20 protein-coding genes and 1 pseudogene are annotated in these 18,528 nt (G+C 60.1%); 2 read left to right on the top strand and 19 right to left on the bottom strand.

Going from position 1 to position 18,528, the window contains the following annotated elements; all coding sequences use genetic code 11:
• Positions 1–105: 105 nt before the first annotated feature.
• The 3 genes from ABFX35_RS05400 to exaC form a co-directional block, all read right to left on the bottom strand.
• Positions 106–816, bottom strand: coding sequence for an extensin-like domain-containing protein (locus ABFX35_RS05400; protein ID WP_346079676.1), 711 nt, complete (start codon positions 814–816; stop codon positions 106–108).
• Between the two features lie 89 nt (positions 817–905).
• Complete coding sequence (gene adhP / locus ABFX35_RS05395; RefSeq protein WP_346079674.1) at positions 906–1,931, bottom strand: alcohol dehydrogenase AdhP; 1,026 nt, start codon at positions 1,929–1,931, stop codon at positions 906–908.
• A gap of 38 nt (positions 1,932–1,969) precedes the next feature.
• Complete coding sequence (gene exaC / locus ABFX35_RS05390; RefSeq protein ID WP_346079672.1) at positions 1,970–3,490, bottom strand: acetaldehyde dehydrogenase ExaC; 1,521 nt, start codon at positions 3,488–3,490, stop codon at positions 1,970–1,972.
• A 277-nt stretch (positions 3,491–3,767) separates the two neighbouring features.
• On the opposite strand from exaC, the gene ABFX35_RS05385 reads away from it, so the two are divergent.
• Both ABFX35_RS05385 and ABFX35_RS05380 read left to right on the top strand, forming a co-directional pair.
• Positions 3,768–5,555 carry a sigma-54-dependent Fis family transcriptional regulator gene (locus tag ABFX35_RS05385; protein WP_346079670.1) on the top strand — a complete coding sequence of 596 codons (1,788 nt, stop codon included), beginning with the start codon at positions 3,768–3,770 and terminating at the stop codon, positions 5,553–5,555.
• Between the two features lie 21 nt (positions 5,556–5,576).
• Positions 5,577–5,970: pseudogene (locus ABFX35_RS05380) on the top strand (alkaline phosphatase); the annotation flags it as partial.
• 84 nt (positions 5,971–6,054) lie between these two features.
• Here the strand turns inward: ABFX35_RS05380 and ABFX35_RS05375 are convergent.
• From ABFX35_RS05375 to phnF, 16 genes are all read right to left on the bottom strand, one after another.
• On the bottom strand, positions 6,055–6,372 hold the full coding sequence (locus ABFX35_RS05375) for a chorismate mutase (RefSeq protein ID WP_346079668.1): 318 nt from the start codon (positions 6,370–6,372) through the stop codon (positions 6,055–6,057).
• Between the two features lie 42 nt (positions 6,373–6,414).
• Entirely contained in the window at positions 6,415–7,038 is a 624-nt protein-coding gene (locus ABFX35_RS05370) for a LysE family translocator (protein WP_095844912.1), read from the bottom strand.
• Positions 7,039–7,117: 79 nt separating this feature from the next.
• Positions 7,118–7,996, bottom strand: coding sequence for a phosphonate ABC transporter, permease protein PhnE (gene phnE, locus ABFX35_RS05365; protein ID WP_346080860.1), 879 nt, complete (start codon positions 7,994–7,996; stop codon positions 7,118–7,120).
• Complete coding sequence (gene phnE / locus ABFX35_RS05360; RefSeq protein ID WP_346079666.1) at positions 7,996–8,862, bottom strand: phosphonate ABC transporter, permease protein PhnE; 867 nt, start codon at positions 8,860–8,862, stop codon at positions 7,996–7,998. The genes phnE (ABFX35_RS05365) and phnE (ABFX35_RS05360) overlap by 1 nt, the downstream gene beginning before the upstream one ends.
• Positions 8,863–8,998: 136 nt before the next feature.
• The gene (gene phnD, locus ABFX35_RS05355) at positions 8,999–9,928 is read right to left on the bottom strand and encodes a phosphonate ABC transporter substrate-binding protein (protein WP_121555269.1); all 930 of its coding nucleotides are present in this window, start codon (positions 9,926–9,928) and stop codon (positions 8,999–9,001) included.
• 46 nt (positions 9,929–9,974) lie between these two features.
• Complete coding sequence (gene phnC, locus ABFX35_RS05350) at positions 9,975–10,808, bottom strand: phosphonate ABC transporter ATP-binding protein (RefSeq protein ID WP_346079663.1); 834 nt, start codon at positions 10,806–10,808, stop codon at positions 9,975–9,977.
• A gap of 105 nt (positions 10,809–10,913) precedes the next feature.
• The gene (gene phnP, locus ABFX35_RS05345; RefSeq protein ID WP_346079661.1) at positions 10,914–11,663 is read right to left on the bottom strand and encodes a phosphonate metabolism protein PhnP; all 750 of its coding nucleotides are present in this window, start codon (positions 11,661–11,663) and stop codon (positions 10,914–10,916) included.
• Positions 11,660–12,196 (bottom strand): ribose 1,5-bisphosphokinase, encoded by a 537-nt coding sequence (gene phnN / locus ABFX35_RS05340; RefSeq protein WP_279025223.1) that lies wholly within the window; start codon positions 12,194–12,196, stop codon positions 11,660–11,662. Before phnN ends, phnP begins: the two co-directional genes overlap by 4 nt.
• The gene (gene phnM / locus ABFX35_RS05335; protein WP_346079658.1) at positions 12,196–13,332 is read right to left on the bottom strand and encodes an alpha-D-ribose 1-methylphosphonate 5-triphosphate diphosphatase; all 1,137 of its coding nucleotides are present in this window, start codon (positions 13,330–13,332) and stop codon (positions 12,196–12,198) included. Before phnM ends, phnN begins: the two co-directional genes overlap by 1 nt.
• Complete coding sequence (phnL, locus tag ABFX35_RS05330) at positions 13,329–14,033, bottom strand: phosphonate C-P lyase system protein PhnL (protein ID WP_279025227.1); 705 nt, start codon at positions 14,031–14,033, stop codon at positions 13,329–13,331. Before phnL ends, phnM begins: the two co-directional genes overlap by 4 nt.
• A 57-nt stretch (positions 14,034–14,090) precedes the next feature.
• Positions 14,091–14,852 (bottom strand): phosphonate C-P lyase system protein PhnK, encoded by a 762-nt coding sequence (phnK, locus tag ABFX35_RS05325; RefSeq protein ID WP_095844919.1) that lies wholly within the window; start codon positions 14,850–14,852, stop codon positions 14,091–14,093.
• Positions 14,842–15,690, bottom strand: a complete 849-nt coding sequence (locus ABFX35_RS05320) for an alpha-D-ribose 1-methylphosphonate 5-phosphate C-P-lyase PhnJ (protein ID WP_279025230.1) — start codon at positions 15,688–15,690, stop codon at positions 14,842–14,844. The genes phnK and ABFX35_RS05320 overlap by 11 nt, the downstream gene beginning before the upstream one ends.
• On the bottom strand, positions 15,683–16,759 hold the full coding sequence (locus tag ABFX35_RS05315; RefSeq protein WP_279025232.1) for a carbon-phosphorus lyase complex subunit: 1,077 nt from the start codon (positions 16,757–16,759) through the stop codon (positions 15,683–15,685). The genes ABFX35_RS05320 and ABFX35_RS05315 overlap by 8 nt, the downstream gene beginning before the upstream one ends.
• A complete protein-coding gene (phnH, locus tag ABFX35_RS05310) occupies positions 16,759–17,334 on the bottom strand; it encodes a phosphonate C-P lyase system protein PhnH (RefSeq protein WP_279025234.1) in 576 nt (191 codons plus the stop codon). Before phnH ends, ABFX35_RS05315 begins: the two co-directional genes overlap by 1 nt.
• Positions 17,331–17,780 carry a phosphonate C-P lyase system protein PhnG gene (gene phnG, locus ABFX35_RS05305; protein ID WP_346079655.1) on the bottom strand — a complete coding sequence of 150 codons (450 nt, stop codon included), beginning with the start codon at positions 17,778–17,780 and terminating at the stop codon, positions 17,331–17,333. The genes phnH and phnG overlap by 4 nt, the downstream gene beginning before the upstream one ends.
• Entirely contained in the window at positions 17,781–18,497 is a 717-nt protein-coding gene (gene phnF, locus ABFX35_RS05300) for a phosphonate metabolism transcriptional regulator PhnF (protein WP_346079653.1), read from the bottom strand.
• Between the last annotated feature and the right edge of the window lie 31 nt (positions 18,498–18,528).

Genomic DNA, 18,528 nt, shown 5'->3' with positions numbered 1-18,528 from the left:
CGACCGAAACCTTCCCCGGCCCCAACAAAGAACGGGCGCGGGCTGCAGCGCTGCAAAAAACAACGGCGTGGTGGCGACTGAAACCTCACCGAACCACATCAAACCTCACCGACCTGGAACAGAACACAGCCCAAAACCCCGCATGCCGAAATGAAAATGGTTGGCGTGCGCCGCGTTATAATCCGGCCCCAACGCATTGCCGAAATAATCACATCCCGCCAGATTCAACTGCCGGAGCAGCGCCGCCTTCTCCGCCGGCCGCTGCCAGTTATCCAGCACGCTAAGCCGCTCGCCGTTTTGCAAGTGGAAGGCCGCCAGGTCCCAGGCTTCCGCCGTGGCATGTTCGCTTAGCCGCCCTTGCGCCCGGTGGTAAACGTTGCGGCACGCATAGCTGCCCAGATGGTCAATCCGCACCAGCGGCGAATTCAACGGGCTTTGCGCGGTGAGAGTTTTCGCCTCCATCACAAACATCGTACTGCTGACCGCCATCGCGCAGCTGCTGAGAAAACTGCTGCTTAAACCCACGCCGGCAAATCGCTGGATGCGCACCGGCGCCGGCAGTGGACAGTTGCCCGTCACCGGGGCGGCGGTGCTGAAAGTGACGAAACCGGCGGCGCGGGCGCGCTCCAGCACCGCCATACAGGCGGCCGGATCGTCAGCCAGGCGTTTGAGCTTGTAGCGAGTAATCAGCGTGGGCGGATCGCTCACCGACAGCGGCGCAAAAGGGTTATAGGCCGCCGGCAGATAACGCAGGCCCCAGGGCAACAAGAGCGCCAGCGCCGCAATAATCAGTACCCATCCCAGCAGGAGCTTCACGTTAGCGCGGTTCCTTACGATAGATTAGTGATAAGGAACCAGTATAGAGCATGCGGACAAGGCCGCCGGCAAGCGGCGGCCTGGCGGGGTTACAACGACATATCAACCACCACGCGGCCGGTAATATGGCCTTCGCGCATGCGGGTGAAGATATCGTTGATGTTTTCTAACGGCTCGGCCGTCACCTCCGCGGCCACTTTTTTATGGCCGGCGAAGTCCAGTGCTTCCTGCAGATCCTTACGCGTGCCGACAATCGAACCGCGCACCGTGATGCCGTCCAGCACCATATCAAAGATCGAAAGATCGAACCGGCCCGGCGGCAACCCGTTGAGCACCATGGTGCCACCGCGGCGCATCACGGTCGTCGCCTGGGCGAACGCCTTCGGCGAAACGGCGGTTACCAGCACGCCATGCGCCCCGCCGAACTGCTCATGGAACCAGGTACCGGGATCAACCTCTTTGGCATTGGCGACCACCGTGGCCCCCAGCTTTTTGGCAAATTCGAGCTTGTCGTTGTCGATATCCACCGCCGCCACGTTCAACCCCATGGCGCGGGCATACTGGATCGCCAAGTGCCCCAGGCCGCCAATGCCGGAAATCACCACCCAGTCACCGGCTTTGGTGTTGGTCATTTTCAACCCTTTGTACACCGTCACGCCGGCGCACAGGATCGGCGCAATGCCGATAAAGTCGACGCCTTTGGGCAGGATCCCCACATAGTTGGCATCCGCCAGGCAATATTCCGCAAAGCTGCCGTTGACCGAGTAACCGGCGTTTTGCTGGGTGTGGCACAGGGTTTCCCAACCGCCCAAACAGTGTTCGCAATGCCCGCAGGCGGAATAGAGCCACGGAACGCCAACCCGATCGCCCTCTTTCAGGTGTTTCACGCCTTTGCCGACGGCCACGATATGGCCCACGCCTTCGTGGCCAGGAATAAAGGGCGGGTTGGGTTTGATCGGCCAGTCGCCGTCCACCGCGTGCAGATCGGTATGGCAGACGCCAGTGGCCTCGATTTTGATCAGGATCTTGCCTGGGGTAATTTCCGGCACCGGTACGTCGTCAATCACCAACGGTTTGCCAAAGGCGTTAACCACAGCGGCTTTCATCTTTTTCATAGTAAACCTCGTATTTTGTAGGGATAACAGGGCGTTTTCTAGAACAGACCGAGCGGCTTGGTGTCATAGCTCACCAGCAGGTTTTTCACCTGCTGGTAGTGCGACAAGGCAATCTTGTGAGTTTCCCGGCCGATGCCGGAGTTTTTATAACCACCGAAAGCGGCGTGTGCCGGGTAGATGTGATAGCAGTTGGTCCAGACGCGGCCGGCCTTGATGGCCCGCCCCATGCGCCACACCCGGTTGGCATCCAGCGTCCATACGCCGGCGCCCAGGCCGTATTCGGTGTCGTTGGCCAGCGCAACGGCTTCCGCCTCATCTTTAAACGTGGTGATGCCGATCACCGGGCCGAAAATTTCCTCCTGGAAACAACGCATGCCGTTGTGCCCTTTGATCAACGTCGGGTGGATGTAGAAACCGTTGCGCAGCGCGGCGTCGTGCCGCACCTGCGAGCCGCCGGTCAGGATCTCGCCGCCCTCGTTTTTGGCGATCTCGATATAAGAAAGGATTTTGTCGAACTGCTCTTTCGATGCCTGCGCGCCAACCATGGTGGCGGTATCAAACGGATCGCCTTTGTGAATGGTGGCGATGCGGGCGAGCACCTTCTCCACAAACTGCGGGTAAATCGACTCCTGCACCAGCACGCGCGACGGGCAAGTGCACACTTCACCCTGGTTGAAGAAGCCCAAAATGACCCCTTCCACCGCCTTATCAAGAAACTCCGGCTCGCCGCGGAAGATATCTTCAAAGAAAATATTGGGCGACTTGCCGCCCAGCTCTACGGTGCTGGGGATAATGTTTTCTGCCGCGCAAGACAGAATGCGCCGCCCCACCGGGGTTGAGCCGGTGAAGGCGATTTTCTCAATGCGCTTGCTGCGCGCCAGGGGTTCACCCACTTCAATGCCGTAGCCATGTACCACGTTCACCACCCCAGCCGGCAGCAGATCGCCAATCAGCTCCATGAGCACACAGATGCTAAGCGGCGTTTGCTCGGCCGGTTTCAGCACCACGCAGTTGCCCCCGGCCAGCGCCGGCGCCAGCTTCCAGGCCGCCATCAACAGCGGGAAGTTCCAGGGGATAATCTGCCCCACCACGCCGAGCGGTTCATAGATGTGATAGGCCACCGTGTGCTGGTCGATTTCCGCCACGCTGCCTTCCTGCGCGCGCAGGCAACCGGCAAAGTAGCGGAAATGGTCGGCGGCCAGCGGGATGTCGGCATTCAGGGTTTCACGGATCGGCTTGCCATTATCCCAGGTTTCCGCCAACGCCAACGTTTCCAGATGCTTCTCAATGCGATCGGCAATCGCCAGCAGCACATTGCTGCGCTCCTGCACACTGGTTTTCCCCCATGCGTCTGCGGCGGCATGGGCGGCGTCCAACGCCAGCTCAATATCTTGCGCGTCGGAGCGCGGGAACTGCGCCACATCTTCACCCGTTACCGGTGTGGTATTGGTGAAGTAGTTTCCGGAAACAGGTTCAACAAATTTACCGCCAATGTAATTCCCATAACGCGTTTTAAAAGCGATACGCGCACCGGGCTGTCCAGGATGAATATATTTCATGGGAAGCTCCTCATCAGAAAGTGACGCTACAGTGGCCACACGCGCAATGCGCCGGCACCGTGAGGCATAAGCATCTCTTATGCCAACTGAGGAAACTTATTGAGGAAAAGCCCTAAAAATCTGTTTTAACAAACAGTTATCAGAAAAAGACCGTGAACAATTGAACAAAATAATGGCAAAAAGATGATTTACTGTTTCGTTTTTGTGTCGCATGTCGCAACAACAAATACACCAAAATGATACATAAAAATCACATTGAATTATCCTGGAGCGCGCGATGCCACAAAGAATAGCGAGCCATTCCCGGCATTCTGTACCCTGCGTCACGGCCCCCCACCTCTCCGGCCTGCTGACCGACTCCTGGCAACGCAGCCAGCGTTACGGTCTGTGCCGTGATGACGAAGCGCTCCCCTATCTGCCCAGCGCCCTGCTTAAAGAAGCTCAAGAACAAAACCACTGGATTGTCCCTATCGCGCGCCCGTTGCTCCGGCGCCTGACTGCCGAGATCGTCAGGCGAAACGCCATTCTGGTGCTGGCGGATGCCTCCGGGCTGGTGCTGGAAACCTGCGGCAATCATGATTTTCTGCATAAAGCAGAGCGTGTCGCCCTGGCGCCGGGCAATCTGTGGGGAGAACATGCCCGTGGCACCAACGCGATCGGCACCGCGCTGGCGTTGCATACGCCCTGCGAAGTGGCGGGCGACGAGCATTTTCTGGCGCAAAACGCCACGCTCTTTTGTTCCGCCGCGCCGTTATTTCGCCCCGACGGCCACATCGCCGGCATTTTGGATCTGTCCGCTCCCGCCCAACAGCCCCATCACCATGCCGGCAGGCTGATCCGCCAGGCGGTGTGCGATATTGAATACCGCTGGGTGAAAAGCACCGTTTCCGCCCGGCGCTGGCTGCTGCGGCTGCACAACGATAGCAGCCAGCTCGGCAGCACGCAGGAACTGCTGCTGGTGTTTGAAGACGATGTGTTGATGGCGGCCAACAAGCTGGCCATGAATGCGTTCCACCTGGCGCCAAAACACATCGGCGCCATGCAGTTCAACAGCCTGTTTGCACAATGCCCACCGGCAGGCGGCCTGCAAACGCTGCTGGCCAGTAACCAGCAACGGTATTTCGCCACCCGTTCCGCGCCGGCGCAGCGTTATTTCTCGCTGGCGCCGGCGGAAGAACCCCTCGAAGATAACGGCATCAATAAAGAGAAGGCGCTGCGGATACTCAACGCCGGCATCGCCTTATGCATCACCGGTGAAACCGGCTGCGGCAAAGAGCACTTCAGCCACCGCCTGTATACCGCCAGCAAATGGCAGCACGGGCGTTTTGTGGCGATCAACTGCGCGGCGCTGCCGGAAAATCTGATTGAGTCCGAGCTGTTTGGCTACGTTCCCGGCGCTTTCACCGGCGCCAACCCCAAAGGCTATATTGGCAAACTGCGCGAAGCCGACGGCGGCGTGCTGTTCCTGGATGAAATCGGCGATATGCCGCTGACGCTGCAGACCCGTCTTCTGCGGGTATTGCAGGAGAAAAGCGTCACGCCGTTGGGCGGCAGCCGCGCCTTCCCGGTGAATTTCGCCTTGATCTGCGCCACCCACCGCGATCTTGCCGCGATGGTGCAGGCCGGCGAATTCCGCGAGGATTTGCTCTACCGCATTCAGGAGTACCGCCTGCACATTCCGCCATTGCGGGCATGGCCGCAGGTGCCGCGCCTCATCCGCCGCCTGTGGCAGGAGCTGGGCGCAGAGCAGCGCGACATCGCACTGCCGGAAGAGGTTGTAAGCCACCTTGCGCGCCAACCGTGGCCAGGCAACGTACGCCAGCTGCTGAGCGTGCTGAAAGTACTGCTGGCGCTGGCCAATGACGGCGACAGAATTAGCCTGGCGGATCTGCCGCAGGAGATCGATCCCCCTCTCCCTCCACAAAGCGCTCCCGCGGGGCCGGAGGCGCTGGATGAACAGGCGGCGATTCGCGCAGCCAACGGCAATATGAGCCTGGCGGCGAAAAAGCTGGGGATTTCCCGCAGCACGCTCTACCGCCGGCTGGAACGGGCGAACTGCCAGTAGCTTATCTTCCTCTGCACCGCGCAGTGCCTGGCCACAGCACTGGAAAACGGCGGCAAAGGCGCCATCGCCGAACAGCCGCTGGCCGCGCGTGCCGACGTCACCTTCGGCGGTGAGAAAACCTTCAACGAAACCGCCAGGGCGGGAAAATACCAGGGTAAAACGCTGCACGAGCAGGCGCAGATGCTGGGATATCAGGTGGTGAGCGATGTTAACGGGCTGAGCGGCCTGACCAAAGCCGATCATCTGTACGGCCAACCCGCAACGCACGGTGGATACGCCTTCGCTGGCACAGATGACAGATAAAGCCATTGAGTTGCTGAGCAAAAATGACAACGGCTTCTTCCTGCAGGTGGAAGGCGCATCCATCGATAAACAGGATCATGCCGCCAACGTCATTGGCCTGACCGATCAGACCGATCTGTTCTACACCCTGCACGACGCGATGGGCATCAAATAACGTCTGTGCGGCGGCGGTGACGGTTCCGCCGCCGCAATGCGTTTATCGCGAGGTGGTTTGTTGCTCTGACCAGTGGGACATTTCCTGGGCAATAAACCAGCTCACCAGATCGCGGTACATGTTCTCAATCACCGCGCCATCCAGCCCGCACGCTTGCGCCCACTGGCGCCGTTGCGCCAGCATACTATTGAAGCGCGCCTGCACCTCATCCGGGGTGCTTTTAAACGGCGCCGCCGCTTTTACATAGCCAAAGCGCAGCCCAAGCAGGCGGATCACTTCCTGATCCAGCGCGTCAATCTCGTGCCTGATCTCCGCCATATTGGCGCAGTTTTCCGCTGCAACCGTTTGTTTATAGGTCATGTATTCCTCCCTGGATAAATGAAAAAATTCGTTATTGCCCTTTCAATTACGGCGCCAGACGGCCAGGCCGCCGGCAAGAAAAAACATCAGTGCGGCGCTGATGCGATTGAGCCTTTTTAAGCCGGCCACCGTGAGCAAGCGCGCAGCCTGCATGCCGCCAAAGGCGTAAAGCAGCATGATAGCCACATCTATCGCCACCGTTGTGCAGGCAAACGCAACGTATTGCGGCACCAGGGGATGATTGACAACGATAAACTGCGGCAGGAAAGCGGAAAAAAACAGCAGCCCTTTCGGGTTTGACAACGCCGCCAGCAGGCTTCGCATAAACGCCCGCTTGCCGCTGCGCTGGGTGGCCGGCTCACCGGCCAGCGGTTTTAACATCGCCGGCGTTGAGCGCCATAACTTCCAGGAGAGCCAAAAAAGGTAGCCGGCGCCAAGCCATTTGACCACTGAAAACAACGTGTTGGAGGCAAGCAATAGCGAGCCTAGCCCCAGCGCCACCATACCAATCAGGATAAAATCGGAAAGCGCTGCCCCGGCGACCCCCATCAAAATAACTTTCTTGCTTTTGCTCACGCCGTTTGTCAGTGCGAGCAACATGGTTGGGCCGGGTATCACCGTAACCGCCAGCGATGCCAGCGCGTACATCAACACGGTTGTCAACATTGTACCACCTTCAAATAACCCATCGTATTAGTACAATGATACGCTTTTAACCCCGGCAGGCAACGGCTGTGGCCCACGCTTATTCGCCCTGATTAAACAGCGGGATATCCTTACCCACAATATAGCGCTGCCGCAGCCGCGCCGAGATGGCATCCATCACCATGACGATCACCACCAGGATCAGCGTGATAAACATCACCACATCCCAGTTCCACAGGCGCATGTTTTCCGCATAAACCAAGCCAACGCCCCCGGCCCCGACAAAGCCCAGCACCGCGGCGGAACGGGTGTTGGATTCGATCAGGTACAGGCTCAGTGCTAAAAACGTCGGGAAGGATTGGGTAAAGATGCCGAAGCGGTGCTTTTGCAACACGTTGGCGCCCACCGCATTCAGGCCACGGCTCGGCGAACGCTCCAGCGCCTCATGCCCTTCGGCATAGAGTTTGCCGAGCAGGCCGACATCCTGCATAACGATCGCCATCACCCCGGCCAGTGGCCCCAGCCCCACGGCACGCACAAATATCAGCCCCCAGATAGCCATATCGATACCGCGGAAAATATCCAGCAGCCGGCGCACCAGCAAAGCAATCGGCCGCAGCAGGCGGCCCTGCATCACATTGCGGGCGGCAAAGAATGAGATCGGCAACGCCAGCAGCGTGGCGGTAATGGTGCCGGCAAACACAATCGCCAGCGTAATGGCGATTTGCGAGAGATAGTAGCCAAACGGCCAGTTAACAAAATCTTTCCAGATGAACATACGGGCAAAATAACGCCCCAACTGCTGAACACCATTGATCCACTGCGCCCCACTGATACCAAACGCATGGAAAAAAAACAGGTAATAACACACGATCGCCAGTATCAGCAAAGTCACGCGGCGCAAATACCGCCGCTGTATCTGGAACAGTTCCGGGTGTTCGGTTTTCATGCGTGCCACATCGGGCTGTACAACCGCCATCATGCTGCTTTCCCCTCTACCACAACGCGCCGTAAACGGCCGGAGATACTGTCCAGCAAGGACACCACAATGATAATCAGCAACAGGGTGATGCTGACCTGATCGTAACGATCGAGCTTGATGTTGGTCATCAACTCCTGGCCGATACCGCCGGCGCCGACCAGGCCGAGAATGGTCGAGGAGCGGAAGTTAATCTCCATACGCATAAAGCTGTAGGAAAGAAAGATCGGCTTGACCTGCGGCCAATAGGCAAAGCGCATCCGCTGCAGCTTGCTGGCGCCGCAGGCCGCCAACCCGCGGACCGGCTTGTCCGAGACGCTTTCAATCGCCTCATAAAACAGCTTGGTCAAACTGCCGATAGTGTGCAGCGCCAGCGCCAAAAACCCGGGGATGGCGCCGATGCCGAACGCCATCACGAACATCACCGCCCAGCCCAGCTCCGGCATGGTGCGCAAAAATGCGACCACCGCCCGGATAGCAAAGCGCAGCGGCGCCGGGCTTTGCGTGTTGGCGGCGGCGAAAAAAGCCAGTATCGCCGCCGCGATGACCGCCACCACGGTAGCGGCCAGTGCCAGTTGCAGCGTTTCCCAAATCAGCGGCAGCTGTATGTGCAAACGGTAGCCCCAATAGGCCAGAGAGCCTTCGGTGCGGCCATCGGCGAACAGCAGCCGCCAGTGCAGCACCGGCAGCGTTTCACGCAGGTAGTCAAAGAAGTTCGGCAACGCATGCCAGATGGTCGCCAGATTGAATTCCGCCACCTTGCCGGCGCCAAGAAACAGGCCGGCCAGCAGCAAAGACCAAAGCAAGGCATCACGCTTTTGCCGCCCTTTGATCTGTTGGTAATAGCGCTCAAAATCGTTATTCAAAACAGTATCCTGTATGCTCTTAATCAGCCGTCGGTCGCCCCGCACACTGTTTGCCCTTCCCTGACGCAAAGCCGGGCTACGGCTTACGCCGCACCCGGCCAGTCCCGCCGTTCAGCAGGGGCGCAATAGCCAACCGTTAACCGCGGCCGCCCTTCATCAATTCGCGTTTCAAGTCGATGATGTTTTGATAGTCGGCCAGGGTTGCCGGGCCGATATGCTGCGTGCCGCCCATCGCTTTAATGAAGCAGGCGTGCTGTTCTTTATCCAGCTTGTGAATGGCGGCAACCACTTTTTGTTTAAAATCCGCCGGCAGCTTGTTGCTGACCAGCACCGGGCCGTTCGGGATCAGCGGCGATTGCCAGATAATGCGGATTTGCTGCATCAGATTGGGGTGATCCATCCGGATCAGGCGGGTAAAGGCACCCACGGTATAGCCGGTGTTGTAATCCCCCACCATCGATGTCCAGGTAACGGCGCCGTCAAACTGGCCGTTCAGCACACCGAGGATGTCCTGCTCATGGCCGCCGGAGAAGGTGACGCTGGAGAAAAAGTTGTTGTATTTGTCGTCGCTATTGCCGCCAAACGTCTTTTTAAACGTTTGATCGGGGATCAGGAAGCCGGAGGTGGAATCCGGATCGGCAAAGCCAAAGGCTTTTCCTTTCAGATCTTCCAGTTTTTTGTAGGGGCTGTCGGCTTTGACCACCACCACCGAATGATAGCCGCGTGACTGGTCTTTATCGTCAACCGCGATCCCGACGATATCCACCGCGTTAGGATCTTTGAGATACACCGAGGCAAAAGATGACGGGGACATACTCAGCACCAGGTCCACTTTGCCGCCCAGCAGCCCTTGGATCACGCCGGTGTAGTCGGAAGAGTTGCGCAGCCGGGTCTCAACGCCCAGCTCTTTATCGAAGAACTGTTTGACACACTGATTATCGCCGATCTGCTGTGTGGCATTCTGCCCGCCCAATATCCCCAGGTTAAGCTCTGTGGGGGCCGCAGCAACGCCAAATGCCATCAGCGCGCCGGTTAACATCGTGGTCAAACCAAGGATCTTTTTCATGTTGTCGCCTGCTGTTGTATTAAAAAATAAAGGGTGCAAAAAAGTGTTAATTCAGTTGATTAACCTCATCGCCATACAGCGTCTGAAGCAGCGTTTCGTCTAATTGTGTGGGGTGGCCGTCAAACACAATGCGGCCTTGGGCAATGCCAATCACCCGCGTACAGTGGCTTTTCACCAGCTCAACCGAATGCAGGTTGACCATCACACTGATCCCTTTCTGGCTCACTTCGCTTAGCACATCCATGATGCGGCGGGTATTTTTCGGATCGAGCGAGGCCACCGGCTCATCGGCCAGCAGGATTTTTGGCTGCTGCATCAGTGCGCGGCAAATCGCGACGCGCTGCATCTGGCCGCCGGAGAGGTTTTCCGCACGCTGCAAAGCCTGCGGCAACATGTTTAACCATTGCAGCAGTTCAATGGCGCGGGCGCGGTCTTCGTCGGAGAACACGCGGAAGATGGATTTGAGCGTTGAGGTTTGGCTAAGGCGGCCGAGCAACACGTTGGTGAGCACATCCAGGCGGGGTACCAGGCAAAAATCCTGGAAGATCATACCGCAGTCCGTGCGCCACTGGCGCATTTGGCGGCTGTTGAGCTTGATCACATCCTGCTGCTCGCCGTTAGCGCCGTAATTGATGATTTCGCCGTCAGTGGCGGGAATGGTGCCGTTGAGCATGTGCAGCAGCGTCGATTTCCCCGCCCCGGAGCGGCCGATCACCGCCACTAACTCGCCGGCGTGCAGATCGAAGTTGATATCGTCCAGTACCCGGCGCTGCGCCGTCCAGGCTTTGCCCAGCCCGCGCACGGAGAGTACCCGTGCCTGGCGGACCGGCCGCAGCGGGGTGCTGTATTCAGGAGCGGATTTCAATAGTGCCTGTGCCATCTTGGTATCCGTTTATTAAACGTGAAGGTTGCCACTTATTAAGGGCAAGCAATGTGATGTCTTTATGACCGTTAAATGATTAAAAGATGAACAAACCACGACAACCTATAACGCCAGGATCTGGCCGTCGTAAGCCGCGGCCACCCCGGGCGGCAAAGCGTTATCGATCAGCCAGTTATCCACTTCATGGCTTAAATGGGTTAACCAGCACTGCGCGGGTGATAGCGCCTGGCGGATCGCCAATGCCTGAGTGACATCGTTGTGGTTGCGCGGCGCGGGCTGCGTGGGTGGGTGGCTGCAGTCCAGCACCAGGTGCGTGAGCGGCTGCGTGCGCAAAAACTGCAGGCTTGGCGCCGGCAAGCCGGCGGTGTCGCACAGCCAGGCCAACCTTCGGCCCCGGTAATCAAACAGGTAGCCGTAGGTCAACTTCGAGTGAATCAGCGGGATGGGCGTGACGCTCAACGCCCCGAACGCCATCGCCACAAACGGCGTGACCGGCGGCTGAAAGGCCAATAACCCCGGGTGTTTGAACAGATCGTCGCAACCGGCGTCATCCGGCGGCCCATACACTGGGATAGCGGCGCCCACGCCCCAGCGCAGCGGGAACAGCCCCTGAACGTGATCCATATGGTAGTGGGTCAGCAGGATGCGCTGCAGCTCGCCAGGCCGAAAGCGCTGTTCAAGATGGCACTGCCCGGCATCCAGCAGGGTGCTCTCCCCGTCACACTGGATCAGCGCGCTACAGGGGCCGCGCCGGTATAACGGCAGTTGCTGGGCCCGCCGGCAGCTCGGGCAATCACAGCCAAAGACCGGCACCTGTTGCGCCCCGCCGGTACCCAAAAAGGTGAGCCTCATGCGTTTTCCTCCAGCAGCCGGCGCAGCGTCGCCACCGTGGCGGCCAACGGCCCGTCGTTACTCAACTGCAGGCCGTGCTGCTGCGCGGCTTCGCGGGCGCGCAGCAGCCGTTGTTCAATCTCGCTGTCGCTTTCCCGCCCACGCTCACGCAGGCGCTGCGCCAGTACTGCCGCCGAGACCTGCAGGCACACCGGCAGCAACCGTGCGCCATAGCGCGCCGCCGCCTGCGGCAGATGCAGCCTGGAACCGTTGACGATCACATCCCACCCCTGCGCCAGCCACAGATCCACTTCGATTCCCAGCGCATAGCGGTAGCGGTGCGCCTGCCAGTCAAGGGCAAACAGCCCGCGCGCCCGGCGGCGCAAAAATTCGGCTTCGCTCAGCGCCAGATGATTTTCACCGCCGGCGTCCGCGGCGCGGGTGATATAGCGGTGCGCCACCAGCATATTGTCAATCGGCTGTTCGCGCAGCGCATTGAGCAGGCTGTCCTTGCCCGCGCCCGATGCGCCCATCAGCCAGATTAAGCGCGCCATCAGTACACCTTCCGGCCTTGCGCCCACACATGCCGGACATGCGCATGGCCGTGCCGGGTATGCGCCAGCACCAAATCGGCACGCAGCCCTTGCGCGATCACGCCGCGATCGCGCAGCCCAACGGCGTGCGCCGGGTTGCGCGTCAGCAGCGCCACAGCGCGCGGCAGGTCATAGGGGGCGCTGTCATCCTGGGCCAGGCGGAACGCGGCATCGAGCAAGCTGGCGGGATAATAGTCAGAGGAAAGAATATCCAGCAGGCCCTGTTGCGCCAGCTGTATCGCCGAGACGTTGCCGGAGTGCGAACCGCCGCGCACCACGTTGGGCGCCCCCATCAACACCAACAGCCCCAGTTCACGGGAACGCTGCGCGGCGGCCTCGGTGGTCGGGAATTCGGCAATGGCGCTGCCAATCTGCTGCGATTCGTCAACGTGTTCCGCCGTCGCGTCGTCATGGCTGGCCAGCGCAATCCCCCGTTCGCGGCACAGCGCGGCGATCGCCCGCCGGTTGGGCTGCGACCAGAGGGCCGCCAGACGCGTCTGTTGCTCCTCAAACTCGGCCATCTGCTGGTTATTGAGATGGTATTTGCCCTGAAAGTACTCGCGGTATTTCTGCAACGAAGTGTACTGGCGCTGGCCGGGGGAATGGTCCATCAGCGATACCAGCGATAGCCCGGGCGTATGCATCAATTGCTCAAATAGCGGCACCGTGGCGTCATACGGCAGCTCGCAGCGCAGATGCAGCCGGTGTTCGGCGCGGTTCAGCCCCTGTTCCTGGCTATGGCGAATGGCATCAATCATCTTGGTGAGGTTATCAAGGCGGTGGCCGCCGTCGCGCACATCGCCCACGGCGATCGCGTCCAGCACGGTGGTAATGCCACTGGCTACCATCAGCGCATCGTGGCTGCTCATCGCCGAATAGGCCGGCCAGTCAACCTTGGGGCGCGGGGTAAAAAACTTGTCGAGGTTGTCGGTATGCAGCTCAACCAGGCCCGGCAGCAGGAAGCCCCCTTCACCGTCTAGCGCCTCGGGCAACGCACTGCCAGAATCGCTGATGCTGCCGATCAGCCCGTCCCGTATCTCTAACGAACCGCAAACGACCTCATTTTCCAACACTAACTGAACGTTATTGATAATCATGCTTGCATTTCCTGGTGGAGAGGCTTCATTACGTGCAGGCGATCGGCCAGGCGCTCACGTACGGCATCATCGTGGAAAATACCGACGATGGCGGCGCCGCGCGCGCGGGCTTCTTCGATCAACTGCACCACGGCATCGCTGTTGGCGCTGTCGAGAGACGCAGTGGGTTCATCCAGCAAAAGGATCGGGTAATCGGCGATAAAACCGCGCGCGATATTCACGCGCTGCTGCTCGCCGCCGGAAAACGTCGAGGGCGCCAGCCCCCACAGCCGCTCCGGCACGTTGAGCCGGGCCAGCAACCGTTTGGCGCGCGCTTCGCACACGCTGCGTTCAACGCCGCGCTCCAGCAGCGGCTGGATCACCACATCCAGCGTGGAGGTGCGTGGGATCACCCGTAGAAACTGGCTGACCCAGCCAATGGTATCGCGGCGGATGGCCAGCACCTGCCGGGCCGGCGCGTCGACCAGGTCCACCCAGTTCGCATGGTGCTTCACCCAGATATGGCCGCTGTTGGGGTGATAGTTGGCGTATAACGAGCGCAGCAGCGTGGATTTGCCGCTGCCGGAATGGCCGTCCAGCACTACGCATTCGCCGGCGTTCACCTCCAGGCTGGCGTCGTGCAGCACCGGCAAGGCCACGCCATGCTGATTGTGTAGGACGAAGGTCTTGCAAAGATGTTCAACGCGAAGTTGTGTGTTCATGTTGTGCTCCAATTGGTCGCCACCCGCCGCGCCGGAAAAGCCGCGGCGGAATGCACATCAGCCCAGGACAGACGACACCAGCAGTTGCGTATAAGGGTGCTGCGGATCGTCAAGCACGCGGTCGGTCAGGCCGCTTTCCACCACCCGCCCCTGCTTCATCACCAGCAGCCGGTGCGCCAACAGGCGCGCGACGCCCAGATCGTGCGTGACAATCACCACCGCCAGATTCAGCTCGCGCACCAGGGTGCGCAGTAAATCCAGCAGGCGCGCCTGCACCGACACATCCAGCCCGCCGGTCGGCTCATCCATAAACACCAGCTTCGGCTGGGTCACCAGGTTGCGGGCGATTTGCAGGCGCTGCTGCATGCCGCCGGAAAAGGTGGTGGGCAAATCGTCAATGCGTGAAACCGGGATCTCCACATCCTGTAGCCAGCGGCCGGCCTGCCGGCGGATCTCGCCATAGTGGCGCTGGCCCACCGCCATCAGCCGCTCGCCGATGTTGCCGCCGGCCGACACCTGTGGGCGCAGGCCGTCCAGCGGGTGCTGGTGCACCACGCCCCATTCGGTACGCAGCAGGCGGCGCCGTTCGCTTTCACTCATGCGGTAGAGATCGCGCCCCTGGTAATCGACCTGCCCCTGCTGGGGAGTTAAGCGCGCCGAGATGGCGTGCAATAGCGTGGTTTTTCCCGAGCCGGATTCGCCGACGATACCCAACACTTCGCCGGGGAAAAGCGAAAACGAGACCTCTTCAAAGCCCTTGCCCGGCGCATAAAGGTGGGTAAGGTTGTTTACCGCAAGCAGCGGCTGTTCACTGTTCATGTGTTTTTTCCTGCTGCTGATGGCAATAATCGGTATCCGAGCAAACAAACATGCGCGTGCCGCTGTCATCCATCACCACTTCGTCCAGGTAGCTATGGCGCGAACCGCAGAGTGCGCAAGGCTGCTCCCACTGTTGGACGCTGAAAGGATGATCGTCAAAATCCAGGCTTTCCACCTTGCTGTAAGGCGGCAATGCGTAGATGCGCTTTTCACGCCCGGCGCCGAACAGCTGCAGGGCCGGCATCATATGCATCTTGGGGTTATCGAACTTCGGAATCGGCGACGGATCCATTACATAGCGGTCATTCACCTTCACCGGGTAGGCGTAGGTGGTGGCGATATGGCCGTAGCGGGCAATGTCTTCATACAGCTTCACCTGCATAACGCCATATTCTTCCAGGGCGTGCATTTTGCGGGTTTCCGTTTCACGCGGTTCGATAAAGCGCAAAGGCTCGGGGATCGGCACCTGATAAACCAGGATCTGATCTTCCCGCAGCGGTGTTTCCGGAATGCGGTGGCGGGTTTGGATCAGCGTCGCCTCGGTAGTGCGCTCGGTGGTGGTCGCGCCGCTGACGCGCTGGAAGAAGCGGCGAATCGACACCGCGTTGGTGGTGTCATCCGCCCCCTGGTCAATCACCTTCAGCACATCGTTTTCGCCGATCAGGCTGGCGGTCAGTTGAATGCCGCCGGTGCCCCAGCCGTAGGGCATCGGCATTTCGCGGCCGCCAAACGGCATCTGATAGCCGGGGATCGCCACCGCTTTCAGTATCGCCCGGCGGATCGCCCGCTTGGTTTGTTCGTCCAGATAGCCTGGGTTATAACCGCTCAACTCACGCATCGTTATTCTCCTGGTATTCCTGGCGCAAGCGCTTCAACAGTTCCAGCTCGGCCTGGAAATCGACGTAGTGCGGTAACTTGAGGTGCGAAACAAAGCCCGCCGCTTCGACGTTATCGGCATGCGACAGGACAAACTCTTCGTCCTGCGCCGGGCTGGCGACGCTTTCCTGATGCTCGGCGGTTTGCAGGGCGCGATCCACCAGCGCCATCGCCATCGCCTTGCGCTCCGAGCGCCCGAACACCAGCCCATAGCCGCGGGTAAAGTGCGGCGCAGCCCCTGGCGCATCGGTAAAACCGTTGACCATTTCACATTCGGTCAGCAGGACTTCACCGATCTCCAGCGCAAAGCCCAATTCTTCCGGTGCGATCTCGACCGTAACAAAGCCGCTGCGGATCTCGCCGGCAAAGGGATGGGTGCGGCCATAGCCGCGCTGCGTTGAATACCCCAGCGCCAGCAGAAAACCCTCATCGCCGCGCACCAGCTGTTGCAACCGGGCGCTACGGGGCGCGGGGTAACTGGGTGGCTCGCGGGTGATATCCAGCGGTTCGCTGCCGTCATCTTCTTCAAGCGCGGCGAAGCCTTCGCGGGTCATCAGATCAAACATGTGCGGGCACGGCGCCTGCTCCGGCGCGTCGCCACGTTGCGGCACCGGCGCTTCACCGCTGGCCAATAGCGTGAAATCCAACAGACGGTGCGTGTAATCGTAGGTGGGGCCAAGCACCTGCCCGCCGGGCAAATCCTTGTAAACCGCCGAGATGCGGCGCTCGATGCGCATGTTCCCGGTCGCCAGCGGCTGGCTGTCGGCCAGGCGCGGCAGCGTGGTGCGGTAGGCGCGCAGCAAGAAGATGGCTTCCACCAGATCGCCGCTGGCCTGTTTGATGGCCAGTGCGGCCAGATCGCGGTCGTAAATCCCGCCTTCGGTCATCACGCGATCCACCGCCAGCCCCAGTTGCTGTTCAACCTGCCGGCAATCCAGCTCGGCCACCTCACGCGTACCGCGGCGCAAATCCTCCTGCAAGCGGTGGGCATTTTCGATGGCTTTTTCACCACCCTTAACGGCAACGTACATCAGCACACCTCCACATGCGTGGTGCGCGGCAGCGCCATTAATGCCGTGCCGCTGGTCAATATCAGATCGATACCTTGCGGGAAAGCGTTGGCGCGCTGGCACAGGTAGCGGCATAGCGCTGCCGGCAACTGTGGCGCGACGGTGCGCGGCGCCTGTAGCCCCGGCCCGCTCAGACGCAACGGTTCCCCACCGGCCAGCGCGGCCACGTCGATAATCACCGTGGTGCTTTTCTCCGGCGCCAAATCGTCGCCGGCGGCAAAGCGTGAAAAATCGATTGCCGAAGAGGCCTGGATCAGAGCGAAAGGCGCGGCCTGATCCTCGGCCAACGCAGCGCCGGTATGAAACCGCAGGTTGCTGCGCACGGCGTCATCGCTTAATGCGGCGTCGAGCCATACCGGGGTTTCATGATCGACCAGCGTCAACAGCGCCGCCGTAGCCGCCGGCGATACGCTTCCCCAGCCCTGCTGCAACGGCAGCGCCACCACCGTTCCCGGTTCGCTCATCGCCTTCAGGATGCGGCGAAAGGCGTGCTGGGCATCGGCCACCGGGTGATTAAAACTTGCCTGTAATGTCATGCGTTATCTCCACGTACCAGCGTAAAGAAATCCACCTTGCTACTGGCGATTTCACGGGCGCGCTGCAAGCGCAACGCCTCCCGCTGCGCCGCCAGCGGCTTGATTAACTGTTCCTGCAACAGACTGTGGTTCTCACTCTGCTGCAGTAAGGCATCAATCACCGCACAACGCTCGGCATGCGCCTTATCGCGCCCCGCCACATAGCTGTAGCCACAGGTGCCGTCGGCCAGGCGCACCACGGCGCGGGTGACGGTCATATCCCCCAGCACGAAGCGCTTGCCGGTGCCCCCCATGCGCGCCTGCAAACGGGCCAGGCCGATCTCCGGCGCGCGCAACAGCTGATACTGCAGCTGCAATTTGAGGGGCTGCCAGCGTTTTTCCAGCTCTGCGGCCGGGCTGTGGGCCAGCACGGAGAGCCACTGTTGGCGTTGCTTTAACTGTTCCATTCAATGCTCCAGCGTCAGTTCAATCATGTCGCCGCGGGTCAGGCTGATGGAGTATTCCGCCATTTCACCGCTTGCGGTTTTGTTGAGGGTGCGCACGCACAGCAACGGCGCTTGCGGTTCAATTTCCAGCAGCCGGCTCTCTTTCGCCTGGGCCTGGCGGGTGCTGATGCGCGTTTGCGTGCGGATCAACACTTGATCCAACCGTTGCGCAATAAAATCGTGCAGTGAGCCGCTGCGGAACTGTTGCAGTTCGGGCCACCAGGCAAGCTGCGGCAGAAAGTGGTTAATCACGCAAACCGGTACGCCATTGACCCGGCGCAGAGTGCGCAGGTGGATCACGCTGTCGCCTTCGCAGCAGGCCAGGGAGGCTGCCACGTCCTGGCTGGCAGGGCTAAGCACCGCCAGCAACCGTTCGCTGCTAGGCTCGCTGCCCTGCTCCAGCAGGTTCTGGCTAAAGTGGGCCTGCGCATGCAGCGGGTAGTCATAGGGGCGCATCAACACCAGGATGCCGATGCCGTGGCGGCGTTGCACCAGCCCTTTTTTCACCAAATCGTCCACCGCGCGGCGCAACGTATGGCGGTTAACGGCATAACGCTCCGCCAGTTGTTTTTCTGAAGGCAGATAATCGCCACTGCGGTAATGGGCGCGTAACTCCGCTTCCAACTCGGCGGCGACGGCCTGGTAGACAGTGGTCGGATGTCTGGACAACTGCGGCATAAGAAAAATCTCCACGGCAACATTAGCTCTT

It is taken from the genome of Gibbsiella dentisursi, assembly GCF_039539505.1.
Lineage (GTDB): Bacteria > Pseudomonadota > Gammaproteobacteria > Enterobacterales > Enterobacteriaceae > Gibbsiella > Gibbsiella quercinecans.
This window is presented reverse-complemented; position numbering and strand designations above follow the sequence as displayed.

Bases quoted from the DNA above. Each gene is read 5' to 3' on its own strand.
- adhP (WP_346079674.1), bottom strand. From the start codon at position 1,931: ATGAAAAAGATGAAAGCCGCTGTGGTTAACGCCTTTGGCAAACCGTTG.
- exaC (WP_346079672.1), bottom strand. From the start codon at position 3,490: ATGAAATATATTCATCCTGGACAGCCCGGTGCGCGTATCGCTTTTAAA.
- ABFX35_RS05385 (WP_346079670.1), top strand. From the start codon at position 3,768: ATGCCACAAAGAATAGCGAGCCATTCCCGGCATTCTGTACCCTGCGTC.
- ABFX35_RS05375 (WP_346079668.1), bottom strand. From the start codon at position 6,372: ATGACCTATAAACAAACGGTTGCAGCGGAAAACTGCGCCAATATGGCG.
- ABFX35_RS05370 (WP_095844912.1), bottom strand. From the start codon at position 7,038: ATGTTGACAACCGTGTTGATGTACGCGCTGGCATCGCTGGCGGTTACG.
- phnE (WP_346080860.1), bottom strand. From the start codon at position 7,996: ATGGCGGTTGTACAGCCCGATGTGGCACGCATGAAAACCGAACACCCG.
- phnD (WP_121555269.1), bottom strand. From the start codon at position 9,928: ATGAAAAAGATCCTTGGTTTGACCACGATGTTAACCGGCGCGCTGATG.
- phnC (WP_346079663.1), bottom strand. From the start codon at position 10,808: ATGGCACAGGCACTATTGAAATCCGCTCCTGAATACAGCACCCCGCTG.
- phnP (WP_346079661.1), bottom strand. From the start codon at position 11,663: ATGAGGCTCACCTTTTTGGGTACCGGCGGGGCGCAACAGGTGCCGGTC.
- phnN (WP_279025223.1), bottom strand. From the start codon at position 12,196: ATGGCGCGCTTAATCTGGCTGATGGGCGCATCGGGCGCGGGCAAGGAC.
- phnM (WP_346079658.1), bottom strand. From the start codon at position 13,332: ATGATTATCAATAACGTTCAGTTAGTGTTGGAAAATGAGGTCGTTTGC.
- phnL (WP_279025227.1), bottom strand. From the start codon at position 14,033: ATGAACACACAACTTCGCGTTGAACATCTTTGCAAGACCTTCGTCCTA.
- phnK (WP_095844919.1), bottom strand. From the start codon at position 14,852: ATGAACAGTGAACAGCCGCTGCTTGCGGTAAACAACCTTACCCACCTT.
- ABFX35_RS05320 (WP_279025230.1), bottom strand. From the start codon at position 15,690: ATGCGTGAGTTGAGCGGTTATAACCCAGGCTATCTGGACGAACAAACC.
- ABFX35_RS05315 (WP_279025232.1), bottom strand. From the start codon at position 16,759: ATGTACGTTGCCGTTAAGGGTGGTGAAAAAGCCATCGAAAATGCCCAC.
- phnH (WP_279025234.1), bottom strand. From the start codon at position 17,334: ATGACATTACAGGCAAGTTTTAATCACCCGGTGGCCGATGCCCAGCAC.
- phnG (WP_346079655.1), bottom strand. From the start codon at position 17,780: ATGGAACAGTTAAAGCAACGCCAACAGTGGCTCTCCGTGCTGGCCCAC.
- phnF (WP_346079653.1), bottom strand. From the start codon at position 18,497: ATGCCGCAGTTGTCCAGACATCCGACCACTGTCTACCAGGCCGTCGCC.